We start from the raw sequence: 22766 nt of genomic DNA, 5'->3' as shown, positions 1-22766 counted from the left end.
TTTATCTCCGGGTCGGGTCGAACGTGACAGGCAGCGAGGCCCAGCAGGCATCATAGTCGGTTTGCAATTGCGGGCAGTCCAGGGCGAAACGAGTCGGACGCAGCACCTGGCTGGTCTCGAACATAAAGGCCATGGTGTTGTCGATCTTCGCCGGCTCAAGCGCGGCATTGATCGCCCTGGTGCAGGTTTCGCCGTCCGGACCATGGGCGCTCATGCAGCTGTGCAAGGAGGCACCACCGGGCAGGAAACCTTCGGCCTTGGCATCGTAGGCGCCTTGGATCAGGCCCATGAATTCGTTCATCAGGTTGCGATGGAACCACGGCGGACGGAAGGTGTTTTCCGCCACCATCCAGCGCGGCGGGAAGATCACGAAGTCGAGGTTGGCCAGGCCGTGGACGCTGGTCGGCGACGTCAATACGGTGAAAATCGAAGGGTCCGGGTGGTCGAAACTGACCGTGCCAATGGTGTTGAAGCGGCGCAGGTCGTACTTGTACGGCACGTTGTTGCCATGCCAGGCCACCACATCAAGCGGTGAGTGATCCAATTCGCAAGCCCACAATTCGCCAAGGAACTTCTGCACCAGCGTGGTCGGTTGCGCAACGTTCTCGTAATGGGCCACCGGTGTGAGGAAGTCACGTGGATTGGCCAGGCCGTTGCTGCCAATGGGCCCCAGGTCCGGCAGGCGAAGCGCTGCGCCATGGTTTTCGGCCAGGTAACCACGGGCCTGCGGGTCGAGCAGTTCGACCCGGAACTTCAGTCCGCGAGGCAGCACGGCGATTTCCAGCGGAGCCAGTTCCAGCACCCCCAACTCGGTGGCGATCCGCAGCCGTCCCAGCTGCGGCACGAGCAGCCATTCACCGTCGGTATTGAAGAACACCCGCTCCATGGAGCGATTGGCGCGGTAATGATAAAGACTGATGCCGGCCGGCTTGTCCTGATTGGCATTGGCCGCCATGCGCACCAGTCCGTCGATGAAGTCGGTGGGCTCTGCGGGGATGTCCAACGGGTTCCAACGCAGGCGATTGGGCGTGACGTCCCCCAGCGGACCACCATCGAGCTGGCGTTCCAGTCGGGTAAAGGCCGGATGGTTGGCCGACGGCCGGATGCGGTACATCCAGGTGCGTCGCGCTTCGCTGCGGGCCATGGTGAACGCCGTACCGGAAAACAGCTCGGCGTACAGTCCGTACGGGGCTTTCTGCGGGGAGTTCTGGCCAACGGGCAATGCACCCGGCAGCGCTTCACTGGCGAATTCGTTGCCAAAGCCCGATTGATAGATCAGGTCCGATGCAGCGGGATCGACGTTCATGGAGCCTCCTGAACACCTGTTATTTTTATCGTAATCGAATTACGCATAACGTAATTTGCTCGACAGCGACCGTCAAGCTATAAAGACGCCCATTCGCCTCTGGACCCTGCGCCTCCATGGAAAACCCGCTCAATAACGGCAAACAGAAAGTCCGCTCGGCCGAAGTCGGTACCGACATTCTCAAGGCCCTGGCCGAACTCTCTCCATCCACCTCGCTGTCGCGCCTGGCCGAACACGTGCAGATGCCGGCAAGCAAGGTTCATCGCTACCTGCAAGCCTTGATCGCCAGTGGTTTTGCCGAGCAAAACACGGCGACCAACCATTACGGCCTGGGGCGCGAAGCGCTGCGGGTGGGCCTGGCGGCGTTGAACGGCATGGACGTGCTGCAGGTGGCCGCCCTGCCCCTGGCCGAGCTGCGGGACGACCTTAACGAAACCTGTTTCCTGGCAGTGTGGGGTAACCACGGTGCGACCGTGGTACGGATCGAACCTGCCGTGCGAGCGGTGACTGTGGTCACGCAACTGGGCTCGGTACTGCCGTTACTCAGCTCGTCTACCGGCCTGGTGTTCAGCGCCTATCTGCCGGAACGTGAGACGATCGAGTTGCGTGAGCAGGAAGTGAAGAGTACCCATGGGCACCTCCTGGCCGATGATCAGGCCTATGGCAGCCTGTGCGAGCAGATTCGCAGTCGCGGCCTGCACCATGTGCACGGCTTGCTGATGCCGGGGGTGGATGCATTGTCCGCCCCGGTCTTCAATGCGGTCGGCCAGGTGGCTGCCGTCATGACCATCGTCGGTCCGACTTCACTGTTCCATGCCGACGAACATGGCCCGGCGGCGCAACGGTTATTGGCGGCCACTCGGGCCGTGAGCTGGCGGATGGGCTACGAATGCGATGGCGCTAGCTCATGACCCCCATGCCCTTGGCCTTCGCCACCGCTTGAGTACGCCGCTGCACACCCAGTTTGCTGTGGATCCGACGCGCGTGGGTTTTCACAGTGTGCAGCGAGATAAACAGCTGTTCGGCAATCTGTTGGTTGGAATGACCTTGCGCAATCAATCCCAGCACTTCCAGCTCCCGCTGGCTCAGTAATGTTTCTTCAGCCACGCTCACATGCGTCTCGAGAGGTTGCGCCGCCTGTGACCAGCGCAACAGCTCCGGCTGGCGCAGGCCCAGTTCGTGCAATGCCTGCTCTGCCCGCCAGCAGGCGACTCGTTCAAGTCCTTCCCGCATGAGTGCGCGCGCCAGGGCATGATCGGCGGACAGCCAGGCAACTTCCGCCAGAGCCAGGTGCAACTCGGTCTCCAGCCCATGCATGCCGCAGCGCTGCGCCCGGTCGATCATTGCCTTCAGGCGCGCCTGCGGGTCTTGCGCCCGATGCAGATAGACCTCGGTGAGCACCAGCAGGTATTCAAGTCGCGGGATCAGCTCCAGCGTCGCCGGAGGCGCTTGCTTGGCCTGGGGCCCATGAAAATGGCGAAGGACTCGGGTCAGGGCCTCATGGGCCAGTTCCGGGCGCCCTTGCTGCAACCAGAACTGGCAACTGGTTTGCAGCAACACGCCGCGATAGACCGTGTCGGGGATGTTTCGCTGCTGCATGATCCGCTCTGCATCACGCAACTGCATGAACGCCTCACCGTAATCGCCCCGGTTGACGGCCAGGTTGGCTTTACCAAGGAAACCATAAAGCACTTGTTTGTCCTGGTAGCGCATCGCTGTCTCCAGCCCCAACTGGAATTGCTCGGTGGCCTGCTCATCGAAGCCCATGCGCAGTGCCAGGCGTCCACGGCGCAAGGCGATGCGCCCCAGGAGCGCCGAAAAATCCTGGCCCGACTTATCAAGCAACGCCTGGACCGCACTCAGCAGAGCGTCGGCTCGATGAGGTGCGCCACGCTGCTCCAGGATCTGGGCATGGTCCAGCTCCAGCAAACCTTCGAACACCAGCGAGCCATGAGCACGCGCCAGGCATAACGCCTGGCGACTGGTCCACTGGGCGCTGGCCAGTTCGCCCTTGAGCAGCGCCTGCTGCGTCAATCCCGACAGGCATAGCAACTGCAAGGCCCAGGTGTTCGGGTCCAGGTTGGCCTGGGCCTGGAGAAAGTGCTCGCAGGCTCGTTCGCCGTCGCCCGACAGATGCAACAACCAGCCCCGAAGCACCTGCCAGCGAGCCACCAACTCTCTCTGTTGGCAGGCCTGTGGTTGCGGCAGGAAGCGGGTCAACTGCTCGATGCACACCGATGCCTGGTCGAAGCGTCCGGCGAACAGCAGCGCGGCAGTGACCAACCCCACCGATTGCGGAGTGCTCAGCGTCAGCGCCTCGCCTTGCTGGTCATGCAGGTCGAGCAACAACAGCACATTGTTGCGCTGCAGTAGATGCTCGAAACTCAGGTGCTGCAGGAAACTGATGGCCGTTTCGAACTCCTCGGCCTGGATGGCCTGCTCGAACGCCATCTGCCAGTCCTGCTCGGCGGCGAACCACTGGCAGGCCCGTCGATGCCAGGAACGTCCCTGCGGCCAGGGCTCGTCACGTACCAGCCGGGCCAGGGGCGGATAGACCTGCAACCAATCCGAGGATTGTTCCCACGGTTCAATGAAACACCCCAGGTCCAACAACAGGGGAAGACACTCCACCCCGACGGTGTCCCCGAACAGGTGCTCACAAAGACGGGCATTGAACCGCGGCAGATGCGCCAACACGCGCCAGGCTTGCGCCAGGTCCGCCGTCAGCGTGCTGAACAGCTCGTACTCAAGGTAGTCGAGCAGGGTCCCGGGCCGCCCTGGCGACGCGTGGCGGCGCGCCCATTCACACCGTTCGAGCAAGGCGATGCGCACCCCGGCGCACCAACCACCGCTGCGCTGTATGACTTCGCGGGCCGTGCGGATCGCCTGGGGTGCGGGCAGGTGACCGAGCAAGGGGAGGATATCGTCGGACGTGAAGACCAATGCCTTGGCATCGAACTCGTACAGCTCGTCATCGAGCAGAAGGCGCGTCCAGTTGCAGTGTGGACGTCGGCGGCCATTGAGCCACAGGTGAAGCAACGGACTGCCGGCATTCAACAAACGGTCGAGCAAGCGGTCCAGTTCGGGGTTCGGCACTCGGCAGTAATCGTCCAGGAACAGCCAGGTGGGGGTTTGCAGACGGGCCAGATGATTCAGCAGCCCCGCTTCATCCATCACTGGCAAGCCGAGGGCTTGCGTCAGGCGCTCGCACATCTGCGCCCCATCCAACGCAGCGCCTGCCAGTGGCAACCAGTGCAATCGGCAGTCGCTGGGGGCTTGCAGGAAGCATTCGGCGAACAACGCGCTCTTGCCGCTACCTGCCGGGGCGCACAGCAATTTCACCCGCGCCCCCGAGGTCAGCAGGGGCTCGCTCAGGGACCTGCGCAACACATGCGTCGCAGACAGGCGAGGCAGCAATCCAGGACGGTCCGGGCACGGGGTCATGGCGGTCATGTGTGCAGGTCCTTTTTATTGTTCTTCCACCACCCTAGTCCTGTGTCGTCCACCTTTGGAGAAGTATTCAGCGCGCTGATTGGCTCCCATAAAAAAACGACCGACAGATGCGGCTGCCGGTCGTTCGTGATGATCAAATCAGGCAAAACCCCATCCATCACACCTTAACGCACGCCTGAAGAGCGTAGCGCCGCCGGCGTGTAGTCGGCCGCACGGGCCTCGAAACCATATACGTAACTGTGCTTTTCTTCGTTCTTCATGCCCAGAGCAATGTAGCGACCGGCGATCAGATCGTAGAGCGCCTCGAGGGTGTAGCCCGGGTTCTGATGATCGTAGTAGAACTGGGCATGCCCTTCGGCCACGCGCCACAGTTGGCCGCGACCGTCATAGTGATCCACCAGCGCGGCCTGCCAGCTGTCCTCGTCGATGTACATGTGGCGCTTGGCGTAGATGTGCCGCTCGTTGGGCTTGACCGTACCGATCACTTCCCAGACCCGGTGCAACTCATAACGAGTCAGGTCCTGGTTGATGTGTCCGGCCTTGATCACATCGTCGTACTTGAGAGTGGGCGAGTCGAGCTTGTAGCTGTTGTACGGAATGTACATTTCCTTCTTGCCGACCAGCTTCCAGTCGTAGCGATCCGGCGCTCCGGAGAACAGATCGAAGTTATCGGAGGTGCGCAACCCGTCGGCCGCCGTGCCCGGACCGTCATAGGCCACTTGTGGCGCGCGTCGCACACGACGCTGGCCCGCGTTGTAGATCCAGGCCAGACGCGGCTCCTTCACCTGGTCCAGGGTTTCATGCACCAGCAGCACGTTGCCGGCCAGGCGTGCCGGGGCGGTGACTTCCTGCTTGAAATAGGTCAGCACGTTGCTGGCCTTTTCCGGATCGGCGTCCTTGATCAGGAACGGCACGGCAATTTCTTCTTCAAAACGGATCGGCGTGAAACTGCCGTTGGTCTGTGGCGTCGCCTGAGTGATGACACGCCGCAGGTTGCCACCGTGATAACGAGTGACGTGGTTCCACAACACTTCCACACCGTTCTTGGGAATCGGGAAAGCGTAATAGCGGTTACCGGTGAAATTGGCCAAGCCGTTGCCGTCGTTGATTGCAGTGACGTTAAGTGCGCTGCGCTTGACCGACTCGTAGATTTCCGGCGGCAGGCCCACGCTGCGATGAGTCGGGTACACAGGGATCTTGTAGGTTTCGGGGTAGCGCTTGAACATTGCGACCTGGCCTTCGGACAGCTTGTCCTTGTACTTGTCCACGGTCGCGGCGGTGATGGTGAAAAGCGGTTTTTCATTGGCGAACGGGTCGGCCAGGAACCCCTTGCTGTCTACCGCACCGGCGTTCTTGGGAATGCCGCCGGTCCAGGCCGGGATCGAGCCGTCGGCGTTACCCGCCTTCTCAGCCCCCAGCGGCGTGAGGCTCGTCCCCAGCTTGTTGGCTTCTTCCGGCGAGACCGCCGCCATCACATTCGCAGCCAGCAGGCTCAAGGCCAGGGCACCGCATTGCAGGATCATCTTGCGCATTGGGTTTTCCTTGTCAGCCAGATCAGAAGTTCACGCCGAAGCTCAGCGCGAGGAAGTCGCGATCTTCGAGAACGTTGTAATCGCCGCCAAAGAAATCGGTGTAGCTCAGGCTGGCGGTGTAGGTGTTGCGGTAGTCGGCATCGACACCAACGCTGACGGCCTTGGCGCCTTCGTTGAAAAGCCCGTTGGGGCCGTAGCCGGCCACGTCATGGGACCAGGACAGATTAGGCTTGAAGTTGATGCCGGCGACGACGTTGGAGTAATCGAGGATGGCCCGGGCGCGATAGCCCCAGGAGGTCGACGTGACGAAGCCGTCGGTGTCACCGTTGAATCCGTACTGACCGTAGACCGAGTCGCGGCCATAACGCAGTTTGTCCTTGGACTCCAGCCCGCCGACGTGCACCACCGCCGCCTCGCCCACCAGGGTCAGGCGATCGGCGCCCAGCACTTGGTCGAAGAAATGCGTCATGGTGCTCTGGACCTGGGTGATTTCCTTGCGCCGGTAACCGGTATTATCCGCCCCTGCCGACGTGGCAATGGGGGATGCGGCACCACCGGCGATTGGATTGAGCAAGGCCAGGGTCAGGTCGTTGGTGTTGAGCTGTACCGGCGCGTTGGGGCGGTAGCTGATTTCCCCGGTCCATGCGGTGCCGGTGGGCAGCGTGGTTGAGAAGCTGGCGCCGTACAGGCGGATATCCTCGGGGTATTCCAGGTAGTACTGGCCACGTCCCAACATCACGCTTTGCGCCAGGCCGGCGCCGCTGCCCGGAAAAATACCGTTGGCAATCGCGACCATCCCGGGCAACGCCGCCAGCGTGGAAGCACCGGCCGTGGTGGTGCCGACAGTTGGCGTGCGGCTGTGATAGTTCATGAAATACAGGCCGTACTCGGTGTCATCGCCGAGCCAGCGCAACGCCGTACCCCACTGGCCGGAGTCCCGCGCATCGCGGTCACCGCCCCGAGGGATGATCACCCCTTCGTCGACCACTTGAATGCCCTGGCCGAACAGCTGGGTCAGCGGCACGAACGGCGCGATCGCCGGGCTGCCCACCGTGTAGCCGGTGGTGCATCCGTCGGCGACAACATCGTTGCCGAAAAACGTGCCGCAGTTATCGACCACCGTCTGGTCCCACTCCAGTTGGTAGAACCCCTCGAGGGTGAGTTTGTCGGTCAGGCCCTGGGAAGCGAACAGCATGTTCACCGGGATCAGGCCTTCCTTGATCTCGGCGCCCGGACGGCGGAACGCAGAAACGTCCACCGGGTTGATGCTATTGATCGAGTTGCCGATGAAGGTGCTTTCGCCCCAACTCACCACTTGCTTACCGGCGCGCACGGTGCCCGGCAGGTCGGCGATGGAGTAGTTGTGATAGACGAAGGCGTCGAGAAGCTCGGCTCCGGAGGACTTGGCGCCTTCCTTGCGATTGCTGTCGCTGATGTCCTTGAACTCGCGGCCTTCATCCTTGAGCTCGAAGTCATACCAGTACTTGCCGCGCACGAACACGCCGGTGTCGCCGTACTTGAGTTCGAGGTCGTGCAGACCTTTGAATATTTTGGAAAAGGTCTCGCCTTTCTTGAAATTCAGCCGCCCATCATCACCGGTGGACGATTGGCCCCGACCGCCGTTGACCGTGCCAACCAGGTCCTTGTCGGCATCGCGCATGCCCCAGCTCGCGCCCACGGACAACGAGGAGTCGAACTGGCCTTCGATCTCGCCAATGTTGAATGAAACGGCCTGCGCCTGGGCGCAGCAACCCAAGGCCACCGCAACGGCCAGCGCTTGCGGCTTGAAGATGGCGCGCATTGTTATTGTTGTCATGCGTCTTCCCCGGTGAGTGACAGAGCCTTCACCCTACTGCCGGCCGGGGCGGGCGATAAGCGCACCAAGGAGGTATTCGCGCTGTCGCTCGAAAGGATTACAGCTCTTGTGGGACGGGGCTTTGCGTCGTCCATGGACGCACTGGATGACGGGTCATCAGCGCCACGCATACCTATCCCAGCGGGCAGCACTATTGCGCCTGATGCAACAGTGCATGTCCGGATCCGGGCTGTTTCCCGGCCCGGTCAGTCCTTATGCTGGCCGGGCTTGCAGGGTAACGGGCCTGCAACATCCGCCATGGCATCCCTCACGCCTGGCGCACCGTCATTCGGATGGATGGGTGTATCGGTCCATCAACCCGTGCTTACCGACGTTGATTTGTAGCTCCTTTGCAACGTCATCTTCAGGCCGCTGCTTTTTGCAGCGGCCTTTTTTATTTGCGTTTATTTCCTGCATGCAACTTACAACTTTCCTACAGCACGCTCGGAACCCCCCATCTGTCCAGCGTTTGCTGCGGAACTTATAGTGACTCCCGGCGCAACGGATGGCGCTGACACAAGCAATCACGAACAACCGCCACTATTGAGTGCCGAAAGGACAAATTTTCCATATTCAATCGAAAGGAACTCGATATGCCACAAGAGAAAAACATTCTTATAAATAGAGGTATACCTCGTAAGCCTTCATCGTCGTTTGGATTCGGATTTAGCGCCAGGGGCGTATTAGGCCCCGACCACGCCGACCGCGCATACGATGCAGTTGACTATGCCTTTGAATGGCTGGAGGAAAGTAATGAATCTGTTGAAAAATGCTTCAAAGAAAATATCAAAAACATTACCTACATAACCGATGCCGAGCTCGCAAAAACAAGAGCAACTGCTCGGTCTGCGATCCCGACAGCGGCCTCCGGTTTCGACATCGAATTACGGGCACTTAATCTGCTGCTTTCCAAAGCCAGAGCAGATCACCAACAACAAATAAAAACCGCCAACCTTTATTATGGTCACGACCCGCTGACCCACAAGGCCAGAGATCCCGCCTATAAAGGTTTCGAACTCGTTGGTCGTCGCGGAGGGCAAAGAGGTTATTACAGCGCAATAGCTAAATGGAATGTTTCTTACGCCGCAGCTTACCAAGCGAAATTTCTGGCCGAACAGATAAAACTGTTGGAGTCCCGCTTAGCCATACAAAACAAAGCCATTGCCGAGGCCAAGGCAAAATCGGCAGCAGCTCAGGCAAAGGCCCAGGCCGAAGCTAAACGTGCGGCGGAACGAGCACGGCTGGCGGCAGAGACACAGCGCCTGGCAGCGGCTGCCGCAGCTCACGCTAAAGCCCAGGCCGAAGCCAAACGCGCAGCTGAAGAGCAGGCACGCAAGGCAGTCGAAGCCGAGGTCCAACGTGCGGCCCATGCACAAACAAAACGCCCAGTCCTGGCTGGTCGCACATTCCCGCTGCCGGGCGCGGCAACCGCAGTCGGCCCGGTATTCGCCATCTCCGGCAGCACCTTGGCCATAAGCCCGGCAACAACCCTGGCCATCCAGGCTGCGCTACGCTCCACCGTCTCGGCGATTGTCGAAGTCGTCGCCGCAACGGCCGGCCCGGCAGTCGGCGGCATTGCGGCATTGCTTTATCCCTCGGAACTGGGCAACAGCGATCTGTATGCCCTGAGTGTCCCGCTGTCAGAACTCGCGCCGGACAACACCGATGACTTGCACCTCGTCGCCACATCAACAAGGGAAATGACGCTCCCCGTCGTCCTCGGCTCCAGGACCGTCGCAGACAAAACGGAGTTCGTCGTCGCGGCCCCTTCAAGGGTTTCCAAGCACTCCAGGGTGCCGGTCAGACTCGCCACGCTCGATGCGCAAGCCAACACTTACAAGTCCTACCTCCCGAACGCCGACATCGGAATGACATGGACGCCTATCGTCACACCGGGCGATGCTTCTACGGCGCTACCGGCAAGCGTTTCGAACGCCACGATCTATGACGGCGCCACTCCCGTCGCCGGAAACGGGCGAATCGATAGCCACCCGGAACTGGATCGCTACAGCTTTGGCGGGTTTGTCACAGTGTTCCCGGCTGACTCGGGCATTCCTCCGCTGTATACCGTATTCAGCAGTCCTTATGAGGGAGCGACGACCACAGGGGAGCACAGTGGACGCAGATTCAATCCCGAGCAGGCGGGTGGGCCGATTCTTGAATTGGATTGGAGGACGGCGACCATTACCCCGAAAGGGATTGAAGAAGTGAAGCTGCATATTGCGCGCTTGGATCAGTCCGACGCGAATATCGTCATGATTGACCGATTAGAGAGAATTCAGAAGGGTCAGTTGACTGTAACGGATGTCGACAAACGCTTCTACACCCATGAAATCAGAGAGCTGGAGAGGTTCAGAGCCCTAGGACTCACTGACAGCTTCAATCCAGGTGATGACTCGGTGGAATGGAACAACGCCCATACCGCTACACTGGAAGACTACAAACTGGACAGCAAAGAATCATCGCTGTACTCCCCTGAGGCTCTCACCGCCGCGAACAAACAAATGGAAGCAATATACAAACGCCTTCTGAAAGGAGAGCTTTAATGAATAGCATAGAGCAAATTATAAAAAACGAATCGATTGAAGATATCGTTTCCGCATTCGGCATTGGTCTAGCCTATCCATCGCTTGACAGAATGGTTAGTCGTTATCGCTTTGATGCAGTGGCAAACGGTGAATTGTTAAGAACCTACACCAAGCTATTTGAAGAGGGAATACTGGCCAACGGTGACGGGCCTGTAGCAATCAAAGGCCCCAACTGGAAAGCACCAAAATTCGTAACTGAAAAACGATACACGTAATACTGCCCGCACCCTGAAGGCGCCGTCGCCTAAACAGCGGCGCCTTCTTCCTGACCTCGATTTTCTTACAAACCAAACGCCTATTCCCACATCAAACCCAGACCTTCACTACATGCCAACCCCACGATCATTGTTAGCCTGAAACCGGTCCCAGTTTGTCGCTTCGACCTTATTCAGTTATCAGTGAGCTCTTTATGTTTCCAATAAACTCCAGCAGTTATCGTTCAAGAAAAAGCTATAACAACCGCATTCGTTTCCTGGTCTTTCATTACACGGCCGCCAATTTCTCTTCTTCCATCAACGCACTGACCGGCCCGTCGGTCAGCGCCCACTATCTGATCCCGGACTTTACCGACCCCACTTATTTGAAAGCAGGTTTCAACGAGCCACAGATTTTCAATCTGGTGGACGAGCAGCACCGCGCCTGGCACGCGGGCGTGAGTAGTTGGGGCAATCGCAATAATTTGAATGACACCTCCATCGGCGTGGAGATCGTGAACCTGGCCGCCGATCACCAGGGGCAGTTCACGTTTCCTCCTTATCAGCCGCAGCAGATAGAGGCCGTGGAGCAGTTGGCGCTCGACATACTCAAGCGCTATCCCGACATCAGCCCGGTCAACGTAGTGGCCCATTCAGACATCGCCGCCGGCAGAAAAAGCGATCCCGGCCCGATGTTTCCCTGGCAGGCGTTGTACGCCAAGGGCATCGGAGCCTGGTTTGACGAGCCGACGCAAAGGGCCTATCTGGAGGCTTACCAATGCAACGGCTTGCCCCCTCGCGAGCATTTGCTCGGCCTGTTCAAGAAATATGGGTATGACATTTCGGCCGCCACGACAAGTGCGGGCTTCCAGCGCCTGGTGCGCGCCTTTCAGCTGCACTTTCGCCCGGCCAGATATGATGGGCTGATGGACTTCGAGACCGCTGCGAACCTGGCGGCGTTGGTGAATAAGTATTTTCCCTGACCGACGTTGCCGTCGCTGACGGCAACCGGTCGAGGTCACGAATCAAACGGCGTAGCGTTGCAGATTCGCCATCATTTCCTTCAAGGCTTCCAGGTTGTCATTGGGGTGCACGGCGTTTTCGAAGTCACAGATCTGCTGCCAGTGGGCGGCGACGTCCTCGGGTGAAAAGCCCTTGCCCGGATCGAATCCGGCGCCGAGGCTACGCTCCCAGCGAACCTTGCCCATCCAGCCGCCGCCCACCTCGAACAACCCGGAGGTTTCTTGGCATGCTTCGCTGGCCAGATACACCACCAGTGGGCTGACCAGTTCAGGCTTGAGTTGCTCGAACACCTGCGGCGGCATAAGGCCTTCGGTCATACGGGTTCCGCCGGTAGGCGCGATGGCGTTGACCAGGATGTTGTGCTTGCGCCCCTCAATGGCCAGGGTCCGCGTCAACCCGTAGAGACCGAGCTTGGCCATACCGTAGTTGGACTGGCCGAAGTTGCCATAGATACCGGACGTGGAAGCCGTGAAGATCACCCGGCCATAATTCTGCTCGCGCAGGTGTGGCCACGCGGCACGGGTGACCTTGTAGGCGCCCTCGACATGGACGCGGTAGACCAGGTCCCAATCGGCGTCATCCATTTTGTGAAAGGTCTTGTCCCGCAGGATACCGGCGTTGTTGACCACTACATCGACCCGGCCGAACACGTCGAGCGCGTTCTGTACCAGCTTGTCGCCATCGGTGACCGAATCGTGGTTCGCCTCGGCGATACCACCGGCTTCGCGAATCTCAGTCACCACCCGGTCTGCCGCCGAGGCATTGGCCCCCTCCCCCTGGGCGGAACCACCGAGGTCGTTGACCACCACCCGGGCCCCCTGCCTGGCGAACAGCAAGGCATGAGCCCGCCCCAGGCCACCGCCAGCGCCGGTGACGATCACCACTTTATCTTCGAAGCGCACAGATTCACTCATGGGCAGAACTCCAGCAGGCCGAATGGTTTGCAAAGCCCGAGTGTCCGGTACAGGGGGGACGGTCTTCAATCAACTCGGCTGAGAGTGAATGGTGGGCGATAAGGTGAGGGGATGATGCTTGCGCGCCTCGCTGGGCAAAAAATGCCTTGGCTTGGCTCAACGTCATCGCCCTGAAACAGAAATCACGAGTACACCCTTTGCCGGACCGGACCGGCGATTCCTGCACGAAACGCCAGGTAATGCTTGAGTACCTGCACCGGGGCTTCGGCCTGGGGGTAGTGGCCGATGTCAGGCAACAGCACCGTGTCCGCATTCGGAATCAGCGCCTCATAGCGCGCCACCATGTGCGCACCGGAAATCGGATCGAACGCGCCGTCTATGACACGCATAGGCACTTCGCCACGCTGCATCGCCTGCACCCAGCGATCACGCTGCACACGGCGCTCGGGAATGTAGCGGATGAGCTTATGCATGATCCGCGGTCCGTCATGGCTTTGCACCAAACTCCAGTAGTCGTCCAGTTCGCTTTCGCTGGGACCTGTCCACGGACCGAAGATTTGCCGGAAACTCTTGGCGATATCCTCTCGGGAAACAGCCCGGCCCACCAGCCAGCCCAAAGGGCTGAGCAACAACTTCTGCACCAGCACCGGACGATGGGTTTCGGGAAACAGGCCACCATTGAGGAACACACAACTGGCAATGTCGATCCGCGCCTCGCAATGGCGAGCGATCAACTCCTGGGCCACGCTGTCCCCATAATCGTGAGCCAGCACGTGGACCGCTTGCCTCACATTCAGATGCGCCAGCAGTGCCTGCTGCAGATCGGCCTGTTCCAGCAGGCTGTAGACGTGGTCCACCGGCTTGGCCGAATCGCCGAACCCGAGCATGTCGCAGGCGATCACCCGATAACGCTGTGCCAGGGGCTGCCACAGGTAATGCCAATCCCAACTGGCCGTGGGGAATCCGTGGATCAACAATAATGGCTCACCCTGCCCCGCCACCCAGTACCGAATGGCGTGCCCCCGGAACATGAAGGTCTGCCCACGCTGGCGCCAGATACGCAGGGGAACCTGTACCATGGGCATCAGTTTTTATAACCCGGGTCTTGCTGATCGAGTTTGCGCAGCAATGCCGGCCAGGCCAGCACACCCCCCATGCCCTGCGCGCTCTTGGTGACCCCGGCGATCATCGCCCGGGCACCGGCCAGGATCGGCGGCTCAATGGCAATCAACTCCGCCCCGCCGTTCTGCGCCAACACCTGGATCTCACAGGCGCGCTGGAACGTGAACATCATCAGGAAGGTATCGGCAATGGTGCCGCCACAGGTCAACAACCCGTGGTTGTGCAGCATCATGAAGTTGTTGTCGGCCAGGTCGGCCTGCAGGCGAGCCTTCTCTTCGGGGTTGAGTGCCACACCTTCGTAAGGGTGATACGCAAGGCTCGACAATACGAACACCGATTGCTGGCTGATGGGCAGCACCCCTTGCTTCTGTGCCGATACGGCGACACCGGCGGCGGAGTGAGTATGCAAAACACAGGCTACATCGTGCCGCGCCTCGTGCACCGCACTGTGGATCGTGTAACCGGCCGGATTGATCTCGTAAGGGCTGTCCATCAGTTTGTTACCGGCCAGGTCGACCTTGACCAGGCTCGACGCGGTGATTTCATGAAACATCATCCCGAACGGGTTGATCAGGAAATCTTCGGTGCCGGGAACCTTTGCGGAGATATGCGTGAAAATCAGATCATCCCAGCCGTGCAACGCGACCAACCGGTAACAGGCGGCCAGGTCGACCCGAGTCTGCCATTCCGCTGCACTGACTTGTTCCTTGATGCTGAGTGTCGATTGGATGGGCGCTACGCTCACGGCTCTGACCTCTGGCTTATCTTTATAAGGTGTCACGAACACGCCGTGCACAAGAGGATGAGTCTAGTCAGCTATGATGGGGGTGCTAGTTGCCTTTGCAGCCAGCTTACTGACCGAGCGAGTCACACCGCCCGGTGCGCAGGCCACCTTCCTTCAGCGACGCAATACCTCGATCAATTCCCCCAGCCATGGCTCGGCATCGGTTTCCGGGGTGACGCTTTCGCTGGCATCCAGACGCAACATGGGCAACACCTCGGACACTCCAAGCTCGGCGAACAACTCACGCATCTGCTCGCCACCGCCGCAGAATGTATCGCCGTAGCTGGCATCCCCCAGACCGATCACAGCGCCGGGCAAGCCACGAAAAAATGCGGGCAACTGATCGCGAATGGTCGAATACAAGGGGATCAGGTTATCCGGCAGTTCCCCCATGCCGGTGGTGGATGTCACGGCCAGCAGAGCCTGGGGGGCGAATGCCTGGATGTCCGCCAAGGTCGCTCGGGGATTGCACAACGTTTCGAAACCGGCCCCACCGAGCAGTGTGGCGGCGTGCCGGGCGACTTCTTCGGCAGTGCCGTATACCGAGCCGCAAAGGATGGCGATTTTCATCAGCGTGGTCCTGAACCTGATATGAAAAAGAGTCGGGATAGTAACAGGCTGAGCGATAAGGCTGCGATTGACCTCCAACTGCATAATGGCCATTGGACAGCCCATCGGTTTCTTCTAAAATGCTGTATTTCCAAGGATTTCAAAAGGACGAGATCCATGATCAACGGGCAACTGATGCAACTGGTGATAAACGCTTCCAATGACGGAATCGTCATCGCTGAAAAGGAAGGCGACGAAGACAATATCCTGATCTATGTGAATCCGGCCTTCGAACGACTGACCGGTTATAGCCGCGACGAAATCCTGTATCAGGATTGCCGCTTCCTGCAATCGGGTGATCGCGACCAGCCAGCGCTGGAGCATATACGCAGAACATTGAAACAAGGCGGCGCCTGCCGGGAAGTGCTTCGCAACTATCGCAAGGATGGCACTGCGTTCTGGAACGAATTGTCGCTGTCCACGGTAAAGAGCGAAGCGGATGGCAATACCTACTTCGTCGGCGTACAAAAAGACGTGACAGCCCAGGTCAAGGCGCAAAAGCGCATCGCCCAGCTGGAAAAGGAACTGGCGGACGCCAGGGCCACGATTGCGCGGCTGGAAGCGACAAACGGCGCAAACAAAACGGCGAATTAAGAGTCAATCGCTACACTCGACCGTAAACATGTAAAAACATTCCGAGCACACTATGCAGCGCGACGCCCTCTTGACCCAGGATGAGCTGGACTTCATCCGGACCATGCAGCACAACCCGCAACTGAACGAACGGGATGTCACGTCGAGCCTGCTGGTCAATGGCGGATCGCAGATCCGTGACCTGCTGACGCGTCTGGCGGCAAACGAACAGGTCACGCTGCAAGCCCATTTCGATAACCAGCAGATGACTTTCCCGTTGCATCTGGTGGAGGACGAATTTCACGCGATGCACTTGCGTCTGGGCGTACCGAGCATCTACGAAGACGGTCCGAAGGTGCGTCCCTGGCGCCTGGCGCTCCAAGAACCGGTGGCGCTGGAGAACGCCAAGGGTCAGCCAGTACCTTTATGGGTCCACGAGGTGTCGTGCAAGGGGGTGCTGCTTGAGAACCGCAGCCGCATCAAGCCACCGAAGCAATTCGCCCTGTGGTTCAGCCCATCAGGCTACGAAAGAATTTCATTGCGCGGCACCTTCGAACGGGAAACCCATCAGGGCCTGTATGCCTACCATCTGAGCCAGGATGACCAGGACGAGACCGAGCGCCTGCGTCAGTACATTCTCCAACAACATCGTCTGACCCACCCGGCCATGCATGTGTAGGCTTCGTCCGGCCAGGGCCTGAAACATTCGTTCGGCCCGTGTTCATCTGGCCTTATGTGTCCAGGTTTCCCGCCAATAGTTGACGCAGGCGCTGGCGCATCACCGTCCCCTCATTACCCAGGCAGCCGATGGACGACCCCGCCAGACTGTCCTGGATCAAATCGGAAGCATCGCCCGCCAGCATCAAGGGACAATCCAGGCTCATCGCCAGTTTGTTCAAGCGCTTGGATAGCTCAGGCGCCGGCGCATGGTTGGACACCAATACCAACGCCACAGGCTTTACCTTCTGGCACACCAGGGCCAGCTCATCGAACGGCTGCCCGACCGTCAATAATCGGATGCCCACTTCCGCCTTGGAGAGGAACAGCGCCGTGATCAATAACTCCAGTTCGCGGCATTGACCGGCGATGGCCGTGATCAGAATACGTCGCGATGGGGAGTCACGCTTGAGTAAAAGTCGCTGCGCGACGCGCGAACGCAGGAAACCGTCGTAGAACAGCCATTCGCTGGCTTGCCCGAACTCCTGCTGGCGTTGCAGCAGTTGTCCCCACAGCGGCATCAATATGTTCTGGAATACGATCGGCACCGAATAGGTGGAAAAGATCTGCCCATAGACGCGGTCCAGTTGCATATCGTCAAAGTTACTGACTGCATCGGCCACCTGCTGTTGCCACTGGGCATAGTCACTGATTACCCGACCGGATGGGATAGAGGGGATGCCCGATTTCACCGAATCGGCCCTGGCCAGGAGTTTGCTCACCTTGCTTACCGCCACGCCACGATCGATCCACGCCAGGATGGTGCGGACCTTCTCGATGTCCCCCAGGGAATACAGGCGGTGGCCGCTTTCGGTACGCGTCGGCTGGATCAGACCATAGCGGCGTTCCCATGCACGCAATGTCACCGGGTTCACGCCGGTCAGTCGAGACACCTCGCGAATTGGAAACAGATCCTCCCGTTCCATAGTGTGTGAAGCCCGGAAAAGGATCTTATCGTCGGACACTACGCTCATCTTGGAAGTCATCCATGGCGAATTGGATCCTATCTTACTCCTTCTTAGTCATACGATGACAAGCGCAACGCTGATCGACCCGCGGATTTGTCAAAGGCGCTCGTAGGTACAGGTCCACAGCGGCTGTTATAGTTTTGGACCCGCTTTGAACCGAGCCGTCCCATGCCCAGTGCAAACGCTCCGATCCTGCTCACCGGCGCAGCCCAGCGCGTTGGCTTGCATTGCGCCCAGCGCCTGCTTGAAGAAGGCCATCCGGTGATCGCCACCTATCGTACCGAGCGCCCGGGCGTACAAACGCTGCGGGATCTCGGTGCGACCGTGCTGTACGCCGATTTTTCCGGCGAAGCCGGGATCCTGGCCTTTATCGAACAACTCAAGCAGCACACCGACCGGCTACGGGCTATCGTGCACAACGCCTCGGCGTGGCTGGCCGAAACCCCCGGCGACGAAACCAGCGCCTTCACGGCCATGTTCGGTGTGCACATGCTCGCGCCGTACCTGATCAACTTGCATTGCGCCGAGATGCTTCTACGCTCGACCCCGGCGGACATCGTGCACATCAGTGATGACGTCACCCGCAAGGGCAGCAGCAAACACATAGCCTATTGCGCCACCAAGGCCGGCCTCGAAAGCCTGACCCTGTCGTTTGCGGCGAAGTACGCACCGGCCATCAAGGTCAACGGTATCGCCCCGGCCCTGCTACTGTTCAATGCCGATGACGATGCGGATTACCGCGCCAAGGCCCTGGCGAAGTCAGCGCTGGGCATCGAGCCCGGCAGCGAAGTGATCTACCAGAGCCTGCGTTACCTGCTGGACAACCCCTATGTCACCGGCACTACCCTGACCGTCAACGGCGGGCGGCACGTCAAGTAGCTTGTTTCGAGGAGTCATCATGGCGCTAACCCTGCCCCAGAATTACCGCGAGATTCTCATCGGCCTGGGCGAAAACCCGGAGCGCGAAGGGTTGCTGGACACGCCGCTGCGTGCCGCCAAGGCCATGCAGTACCTCTGCCATGGCTATGAGCAAAGCGTCGAGCAGATCGTCAATGGTGCCCTGTTCGCTTCGGACAGCGATGAAATGGTGATCGTCGCCGACATCGAACTCTACTCCTTGTGCGAACATCACCTGCTGCCCTTCATCGGCAAGGCCCATGTGGCTTATATTCCTACAGGCAAGGTCCTGGGGCTGTCGAAAATCGCCCGGCTGGTGGACATGTTCGCCCGTCGCCTGCAGATCCAGGAAAACCTCACCCGGCAGATCGCCGATGCGGTGCAGCAGGTGACCCAGGCCGCCGGCGTGGCGGTGGTGATCGAAGCCCAGCACATGTGCATGATGATGCGCGGTGTCGAAAAACAGAACTCGACCATGAACACTTCGGTCATGCTGGGCGCCTTTCGCGAGTCCAGCACCACCCGCCAGGAATTCCTGCAATTGATTCGACGGAGCAACTAAATGCCACAACTCCAGCCAGCCATGGCGCGCATCCGGGTCAAGGATCTGCGCCTGCGTACCTTCATCGGTATCAACGAGGACGAAATCCTCAACAAGCAGGATGTATTGATCAACCTGACCATCCTCTACCCGGCCCAGGACGCGGTGCGTGATAACGACATCGATCACGCCCTGAACTACCGCACCATCACCAAGGCGATCATTGCCCACGTGGAAGGCAATCGCTTCGCCCTGCTCGAACGCTTGACCCAGGAATTGCTGGACCTGGTCATGAGCAACGAATCGGTGCAATACGCCGAAGTGGAAGTCGACAAACCCCACGCCTTGCGATTTGCCGAGTCGGTCTCGATTACGTTGGCGGCAAGCAGGGCGACTTCGTAGTCGCTTCAAGCAGCAAGCCACAAGCGGTAAGCTTGGCGACCTCAATCCACCTTGCAGCTTGAAGCTTGCCGCTTTATAGCTGTCTCGCAGAGACCACCATGACCGACCAACAACGCCTCGAACTCGAAGCCGCCGCTTTCCGTCGGCTGGTAGCCCACCTGGACAGCCGCAAGGATGTGCAGAACATCGACTTGATGAACCTCGCCGGCTTCTGCCGCAACTGCCTGTCCAAGTGGTACAAGGCCGCCGCTGACGAGCGCCGGATCGAGGTCAGCCTCGACGACGCCCGTGAAGTGGTCTACGGCATGCCGTACGCCGAATGGAAAGCCCAATACCAGAAAGAAGCCAGCGCCGAACAACAAGCGGCGTTCGCCAAAGGAAAACCCGATGCCTGATCTGAACTCCTTCCGCGCCCGCCTCAAAAGCGGCGAGCACGCTTTTGCCGACACCCTGACCTTCATCACCGATGATTATGAATACCAGCCACAAGCTTTCACCAACGGCGACGTGAAAAATGCCGCCGGTCAAAACGAAGGCTCATGCAAAACCCTGGGCCTGGCGCTGCTTGAAAGCCTGAGCGACGAAGAAGCCCTGCTGGCGTTCGGCGAACATTACCGCTCGGTGCTGGCCACGCCCGAAGGCAGTGATCACGGCAATATCCGTGCGCTGATGGTTCATGGGCTGGCGGGTGTGAAGTTCGATGAGTTGCCGCTGCAACGGCGCTGATCGATCCTACCTGTGTGGTGAGATCCGCTCTTGTGGCGAGAGGATAAATCCCCTCGCCACAAGAGCTGCATACATCCTTACTGACGAACACCTCGCCACATCCCGACTTTTAAGATTGACCCGGCAACTTTATTTCGTTTGTCGGCGCCCTGCTCTCACGGCTTAGATAACGCAACCCTATTCACCTACGAGCCGTCGTCCATGAGCAGCAGCGAAACCATCAGCCAGTCGATTTCCACCGTGCATCCCATCAGCCTCAGCCACGGCCGAAATGCCGAAGTCTGGGACACCGACGGCAAGCGCTATATCGACTTTGTGGGCGGTATCGGTGTGTTGAACCTCGGCCATTGCCACCCGCATATCGTCGAAGCCATCCGCGAACAAGCCACCCGACTGACTCATTACGCCTTCAACGCTGCGCCCCATGCCCCTTACATTGAATTGATGAAGCGGCTGACGGCGTTTGTGCCGGTGGAGTATCCGGTCAGCGGCATGCTCACCAACAGCGGCGCCGAGGCTGCGGAGAATGCCCTGAAGATCGTACGCGGCGCCACGGGTCGCAGCGCCGTCATTGCGTTCGACGGCGGTTTCCACGGCCGGACCCTGGCGACCCTCAACCTCAACGGCAAGGTGGCGCCGTACAAGCAGAAAGTCGGCGTGCTGCCTGGGCCGGTGTATCACCTGCCCTATCCCAGCAAGGACAACGGCGTGACCTGTGCCGAAGCGTTGAAAGCGATGGAGCGGCTGTTCAGTGTCGAGATCGACGTCAACGACGTGGCCTGCTTCATCGTCGAACCGGTGCAGGGCGAAGCCGGTTTTCTCCCGCTGGACATGGCCTTCGCCCAGGCACTGCGACAGTTCTGCAATGAGAAGGGCATCGTGTTGATCATCGATGAAATCCAGTCCGGTTTCGGGCGCACCGGCCAGCGCTTCGCATTCTCGCGCCTGGGCATCGAGCCGGATCTGATCCTGCTGGGCAAGAGCATTGCCGGCGGCGTGCCCCTGGGCGCGGTAGTGGGGCGCAAGGCGTTGCTGGACAACCTGCCCAAGGGTGGACTGGGCGGCACCTACTCAGGCAACCCCATTGCCTGCGCCGCCGCGCTGGCAACCCTGGACACGATGACCGACGAGCGCTTGCGAGCCTGGGGTACGCAGCAGGAAGAAGCGATTGCCAGCCGCTACGAATCGTGGCGCAGCCGCGGACTCACGCCTTACCTGGGGCGCTTGACGGGCGTCGGCGCCATGCGTGGCATCGAGCTGGCCCACGCCGACGGCACCCCGGCGCCGGCACAGTTGACGCAACTGTTGGCCCTGGCGCGGGAAGCGGGCTTGCTGCTGATGCCCAGTGGTAAATCGCGGCACATCATCCGGTTGCTGGCGCCGTTGACGACCGAGGCGAAAGTGCTGGAGGAAGGGTTGGCTATTCTGGAAGCTTGCCTGGCGAAACTGGTGTGAATACAGAACCCTGTGGGAGTGACAGGCATGAAAAAACCGGCCGAAGCCGGTTTTTTCATGCCTGACGAATCAGAACGAAGCGTTCTGCAAACCGTCCAGGTAGCGCTCAGTGTCCAGGGCCGCCATGCAGCCGGCGCCGGCCGAGGTGATGGCCTGGCGGTAGACGTGGTCGGCCACGTCGCCGGCGGCGAAGATGCCTTCGACGCTGGTGGCGGTGGCGTTGCCGTCGCGGCCGCCCTTGACCACCAGGTAGCCGTCCTTGAGTTCCAACTGGCCTTCGAACAGCGAGGTGTTCGGAGTGTGGCCGATGGCAATGAATACGCCATCAACCTTGATCTCGTCGAAGCTGCCGTCGTTGTTCTTCAGGCGAGCACCGGTCACGCCCATGTTGTCGCCCAGTACTTCGTCCAGGGTGGCGTTGAGCTTGAGGATGATCTTGCCTTCGGCTACGCGGGCATTGAGCTTGTCGATCAGGATCTTCTCGGCGCGGAAGGTTTCACGGCGGTGGATCAAGGTGACCGTGCTGGCGATGTTGGCCAGGTACAGGGCTTCCTCGACGGCGGTGTTACCGCCACCGACCACGGCCACAGGCTTGTTGCGGTAGAAGAAACCGTCGCAGGTCGCGCAGGCGGACACGCCTTTGCCCATGAAGGCCTCTTCCGACGGCAGCCCCAGGTAACGAGCGCTGGCACCGGTGGCGATGATCAGGGCATCGCAGGTGTAGGTGGCGCTGTCACCAGTCAGAGTGTACGGCTTGGCGGCAAAATCCACGGCATTGATGTGGTCGAAGACGATTTCGGTTTCGAAGCGCTCGGCGTGTTCTTTCATGCGCTCCATCAGGGCCGGACCGGTCAGGCCATGGACGTCGCCCGGCCAGTTGTCGACTTCGGTGGTGGTGGTCAATTGACCGCCGGCCTGCATGCCGGTGATCAGCAGCGGCTTGAGGTTGGCACGGGCCGCGTAGACTGCGGCGCTGTAACCGGCAGGGCCGGAACCGAGAATAATCACTCGCGAATGACGAACTTCAGACATGACCTGCTCCTGTTGACCGGACCTCGCGGACCGGAACGCCGGGTGAGCGGCGGGAATAAAAAAGGACCGTTGATG

The 22766-nt window shown here is 59.8% G+C and carries 22 protein-coding genes; 12 read left to right on the top strand and 10 right to left on the bottom strand.

Annotation, left to right across the window (positions count from 1 at the left end; genetic code table 11):
- Position 1: 1 nt before the first annotated feature.
- The gene (gene hmgA, locus LCU97_RS07615; RefSeq protein WP_053152381.1) at positions 2-1306 is read right to left on the bottom strand and encodes a homogentisate 1,2-dioxygenase; all 1305 of its coding nucleotides are present in this window, start codon (positions 1304-1306) and stop codon (positions 2-4) included.
- Positions 1307-1422: 116 nt separating this feature from the next.
- Here hmgA and LCU97_RS07610 point away from each other — a divergent pair, with 116 nt between their 5' ends.
- Positions 1423-2217, top strand: a complete 795-nt coding sequence (locus tag LCU97_RS07610) for an IclR family transcriptional regulator (protein ID WP_053152379.1) — start codon at positions 1423-1425, stop codon at positions 2215-2217.
- On the opposite strand, the gene LCU97_RS07605 is transcribed toward LCU97_RS07610, so the two are convergent.
- From LCU97_RS07605 to LCU97_RS07595, 3 genes are all read right to left on the bottom strand, one after another.
- A complete protein-coding gene (locus tag LCU97_RS07605) occupies positions 2207-4759 on the bottom strand; it encodes a helix-turn-helix transcriptional regulator (RefSeq protein ID WP_232776037.1) in 2553 nt (850 codons plus the stop codon). The genes LCU97_RS07610 and LCU97_RS07605 overlap by 11 nt on opposite strands.
- Before the next feature lie 164 nt (positions 4760-4923).
- Positions 4924-6291 carry a DUF1329 domain-containing protein gene (locus LCU97_RS07600; RefSeq protein ID WP_053152374.1) on the bottom strand — a complete coding sequence of 456 codons (1368 nt, stop codon included), beginning with the start codon at positions 6289-6291 and terminating at the stop codon, positions 4924-4926.
- A 22-nt stretch (positions 6292-6313) separates the two neighbouring features.
- A complete protein-coding gene (locus LCU97_RS07595) occupies positions 6314-8107 on the bottom strand; it encodes a DUF1302 domain-containing protein (protein ID WP_053152372.1) in 1794 nt (597 codons plus the stop codon).
- A gap of 632 nt (positions 8108-8739) precedes the next feature.
- On the opposite strand from LCU97_RS07595, the gene LCU97_RS07590 reads away from it, so the two are divergent.
- The 3 genes from LCU97_RS07590 to LCU97_RS07580 all read left to right on the top strand — a co-directional run bounded on the left by LCU97_RS07590 (position 8740) and on the right by LCU97_RS07580 (position 11911).
- Entirely contained in the window at positions 8740-10692 is a 1953-nt protein-coding gene (locus LCU97_RS07590) for an S-type pyocin domain-containing protein (RefSeq protein WP_232776036.1), read from the top strand.
- Positions 10692-10949: an immunity protein gene (locus tag LCU97_RS07585; RefSeq protein ID WP_232776035.1), complete on the top strand. Its 258-nt coding sequence runs from the start codon at positions 10692-10694 to the stop codon at positions 10947-10949. Before LCU97_RS07590 ends, LCU97_RS07585 begins: the two co-directional genes overlap by 1 nt.
- Positions 10950-11143: 194 nt before the next feature.
- Positions 11144-11911 carry an N-acetylmuramoyl-L-alanine amidase gene (locus LCU97_RS07580; protein ID WP_053152366.1) on the top strand — a complete coding sequence of 256 codons (768 nt, stop codon included), beginning with the start codon at positions 11144-11146 and terminating at the stop codon, positions 11909-11911.
- Positions 11912-11953: 42 nt separating this feature from the next.
- On the opposite strand, the gene LCU97_RS07575 is transcribed toward LCU97_RS07580, so the two are convergent.
- The 4 genes from LCU97_RS07575 to LCU97_RS07560 all read right to left on the bottom strand — a co-directional run bounded on the left by LCU97_RS07575 (position 11954) and on the right by LCU97_RS07560 (position 15341).
- A complete protein-coding gene (locus LCU97_RS07575) occupies positions 11954-12865 on the bottom strand; it encodes an SDR family oxidoreductase (RefSeq protein WP_053152365.1) in 912 nt (303 codons plus the stop codon).
- A gap of 182 nt (positions 12866-13047) precedes the next feature.
- Positions 13048-13950 (bottom strand): alpha/beta fold hydrolase, encoded by a 903-nt coding sequence (locus LCU97_RS07570; RefSeq protein WP_053152362.1) that lies wholly within the window; start codon positions 13948-13950, stop codon positions 13048-13050.
- Entirely contained in the window at positions 13950-14732 is a 783-nt protein-coding gene (locus tag LCU97_RS07565; protein ID WP_053152360.1) for a class II aldolase/adducin family protein, read from the bottom strand. The genes LCU97_RS07570 and LCU97_RS07565 overlap by 1 nt, the downstream gene beginning before the upstream one ends.
- 153 nt (positions 14733-14885) lie before the next feature.
- Entirely contained in the window at positions 14886-15341 is a 456-nt protein-coding gene (locus tag LCU97_RS07560) for a flavodoxin (protein ID WP_232776034.1), read from the bottom strand.
- Between the two features lie 156 nt (positions 15342-15497).
- Here LCU97_RS07560 and LCU97_RS07555 point away from each other — a divergent pair, with 156 nt between their 5' ends.
- Positions 15498-15974: a PAS domain-containing protein gene (locus LCU97_RS07555; protein ID WP_232776033.1), complete on the top strand. Its 477-nt coding sequence runs from the start codon at positions 15498-15500 to the stop codon at positions 15972-15974.
- 52 nt (positions 15975-16026) lie between these two features.
- Positions 16027-16632: a hypothetical protein gene (locus LCU97_RS07550; RefSeq protein ID WP_053152354.1), complete on the top strand. Its 606-nt coding sequence runs from the start codon at positions 16027-16029 to the stop codon at positions 16630-16632.
- A 52-nt stretch (positions 16633-16684) separates the two neighbouring features.
- On the opposite strand, the gene LCU97_RS07545 is transcribed toward LCU97_RS07550, so the two are convergent.
- Positions 16685-17644 carry a MerR family transcriptional regulator gene (locus tag LCU97_RS07545; RefSeq protein WP_232776032.1) on the bottom strand — a complete coding sequence of 320 codons (960 nt, stop codon included), beginning with the start codon at positions 17642-17644 and terminating at the stop codon, positions 16685-16687.
- Positions 17645-17806: 162 nt separating this feature from the next.
- On the opposite strand from LCU97_RS07545, the gene folM reads away from it, so the two are divergent.
- The 6 genes from folM (at position 17807) to LCU97_RS07515 (ending at position 21659) form a co-directional block, all read left to right on the top strand.
- Positions 17807-18517: a dihydromonapterin reductase gene (gene folM / locus LCU97_RS07540; protein ID WP_232776031.1), complete on the top strand. Its 711-nt coding sequence runs from the start codon at positions 17807-17809 to the stop codon at positions 18515-18517.
- Between the two features lie 19 nt (positions 18518-18536).
- The gene (gene folE / locus LCU97_RS07535) at positions 18537-19097 is read left to right on the top strand and encodes a GTP cyclohydrolase I FolE (RefSeq protein WP_053152349.1); all 561 of its coding nucleotides are present in this window, start codon (positions 18537-18539) and stop codon (positions 19095-19097) included.
- A complete protein-coding gene (gene folX, locus LCU97_RS07530; RefSeq protein WP_053152347.1) occupies positions 19098-19478 on the top strand; it encodes a dihydroneopterin triphosphate 2'-epimerase in 381 nt (126 codons plus the stop codon).
- A 98-nt stretch (positions 19479-19576) separates the two neighbouring features.
- Complete coding sequence (locus LCU97_RS07525) at positions 19577-19873, top strand: DUF1244 domain-containing protein (protein WP_053152345.1); 297 nt, start codon at positions 19577-19579, stop codon at positions 19871-19873.
- Entirely contained in the window at positions 19866-20204 is a 339-nt protein-coding gene (locus LCU97_RS07520) for a HopJ type III effector protein (RefSeq protein WP_232776030.1), read from the top strand. Before LCU97_RS07525 ends, LCU97_RS07520 begins: the two co-directional genes overlap by 8 nt.
- 201 nt (positions 20205-20405) lie before the next feature.
- Entirely contained in the window at positions 20406-21659 is a 1254-nt protein-coding gene (locus LCU97_RS07515) for a 2-aminoadipate transaminase (protein WP_053152340.1), read from the top strand.
- A 69-nt stretch (positions 21660-21728) separates the two neighbouring features.
- Here the strand turns inward: LCU97_RS07515 and trxB are convergent, their stop codons facing one another.
- A complete protein-coding gene (trxB, locus tag LCU97_RS07510; protein ID WP_003205459.1) occupies positions 21729-22691 on the bottom strand; it encodes a thioredoxin-disulfide reductase in 963 nt (320 codons plus the stop codon).
- Positions 22692-22766: the final 75 nt, after the last annotated feature.

This window comes from Pseudomonas uvaldensis, assembly GCF_021271205.1.
Classification (GTDB): Bacteria; Pseudomonadota; Gammaproteobacteria; order Pseudomonadales; family Pseudomonadaceae; genus Aquipseudomonas; species Aquipseudomonas uvaldensis.
The sequence above is the reverse complement of the archived record's forward strand: the minus strand, read 5'-3'. Positions and strand labels throughout refer to the sequence as shown.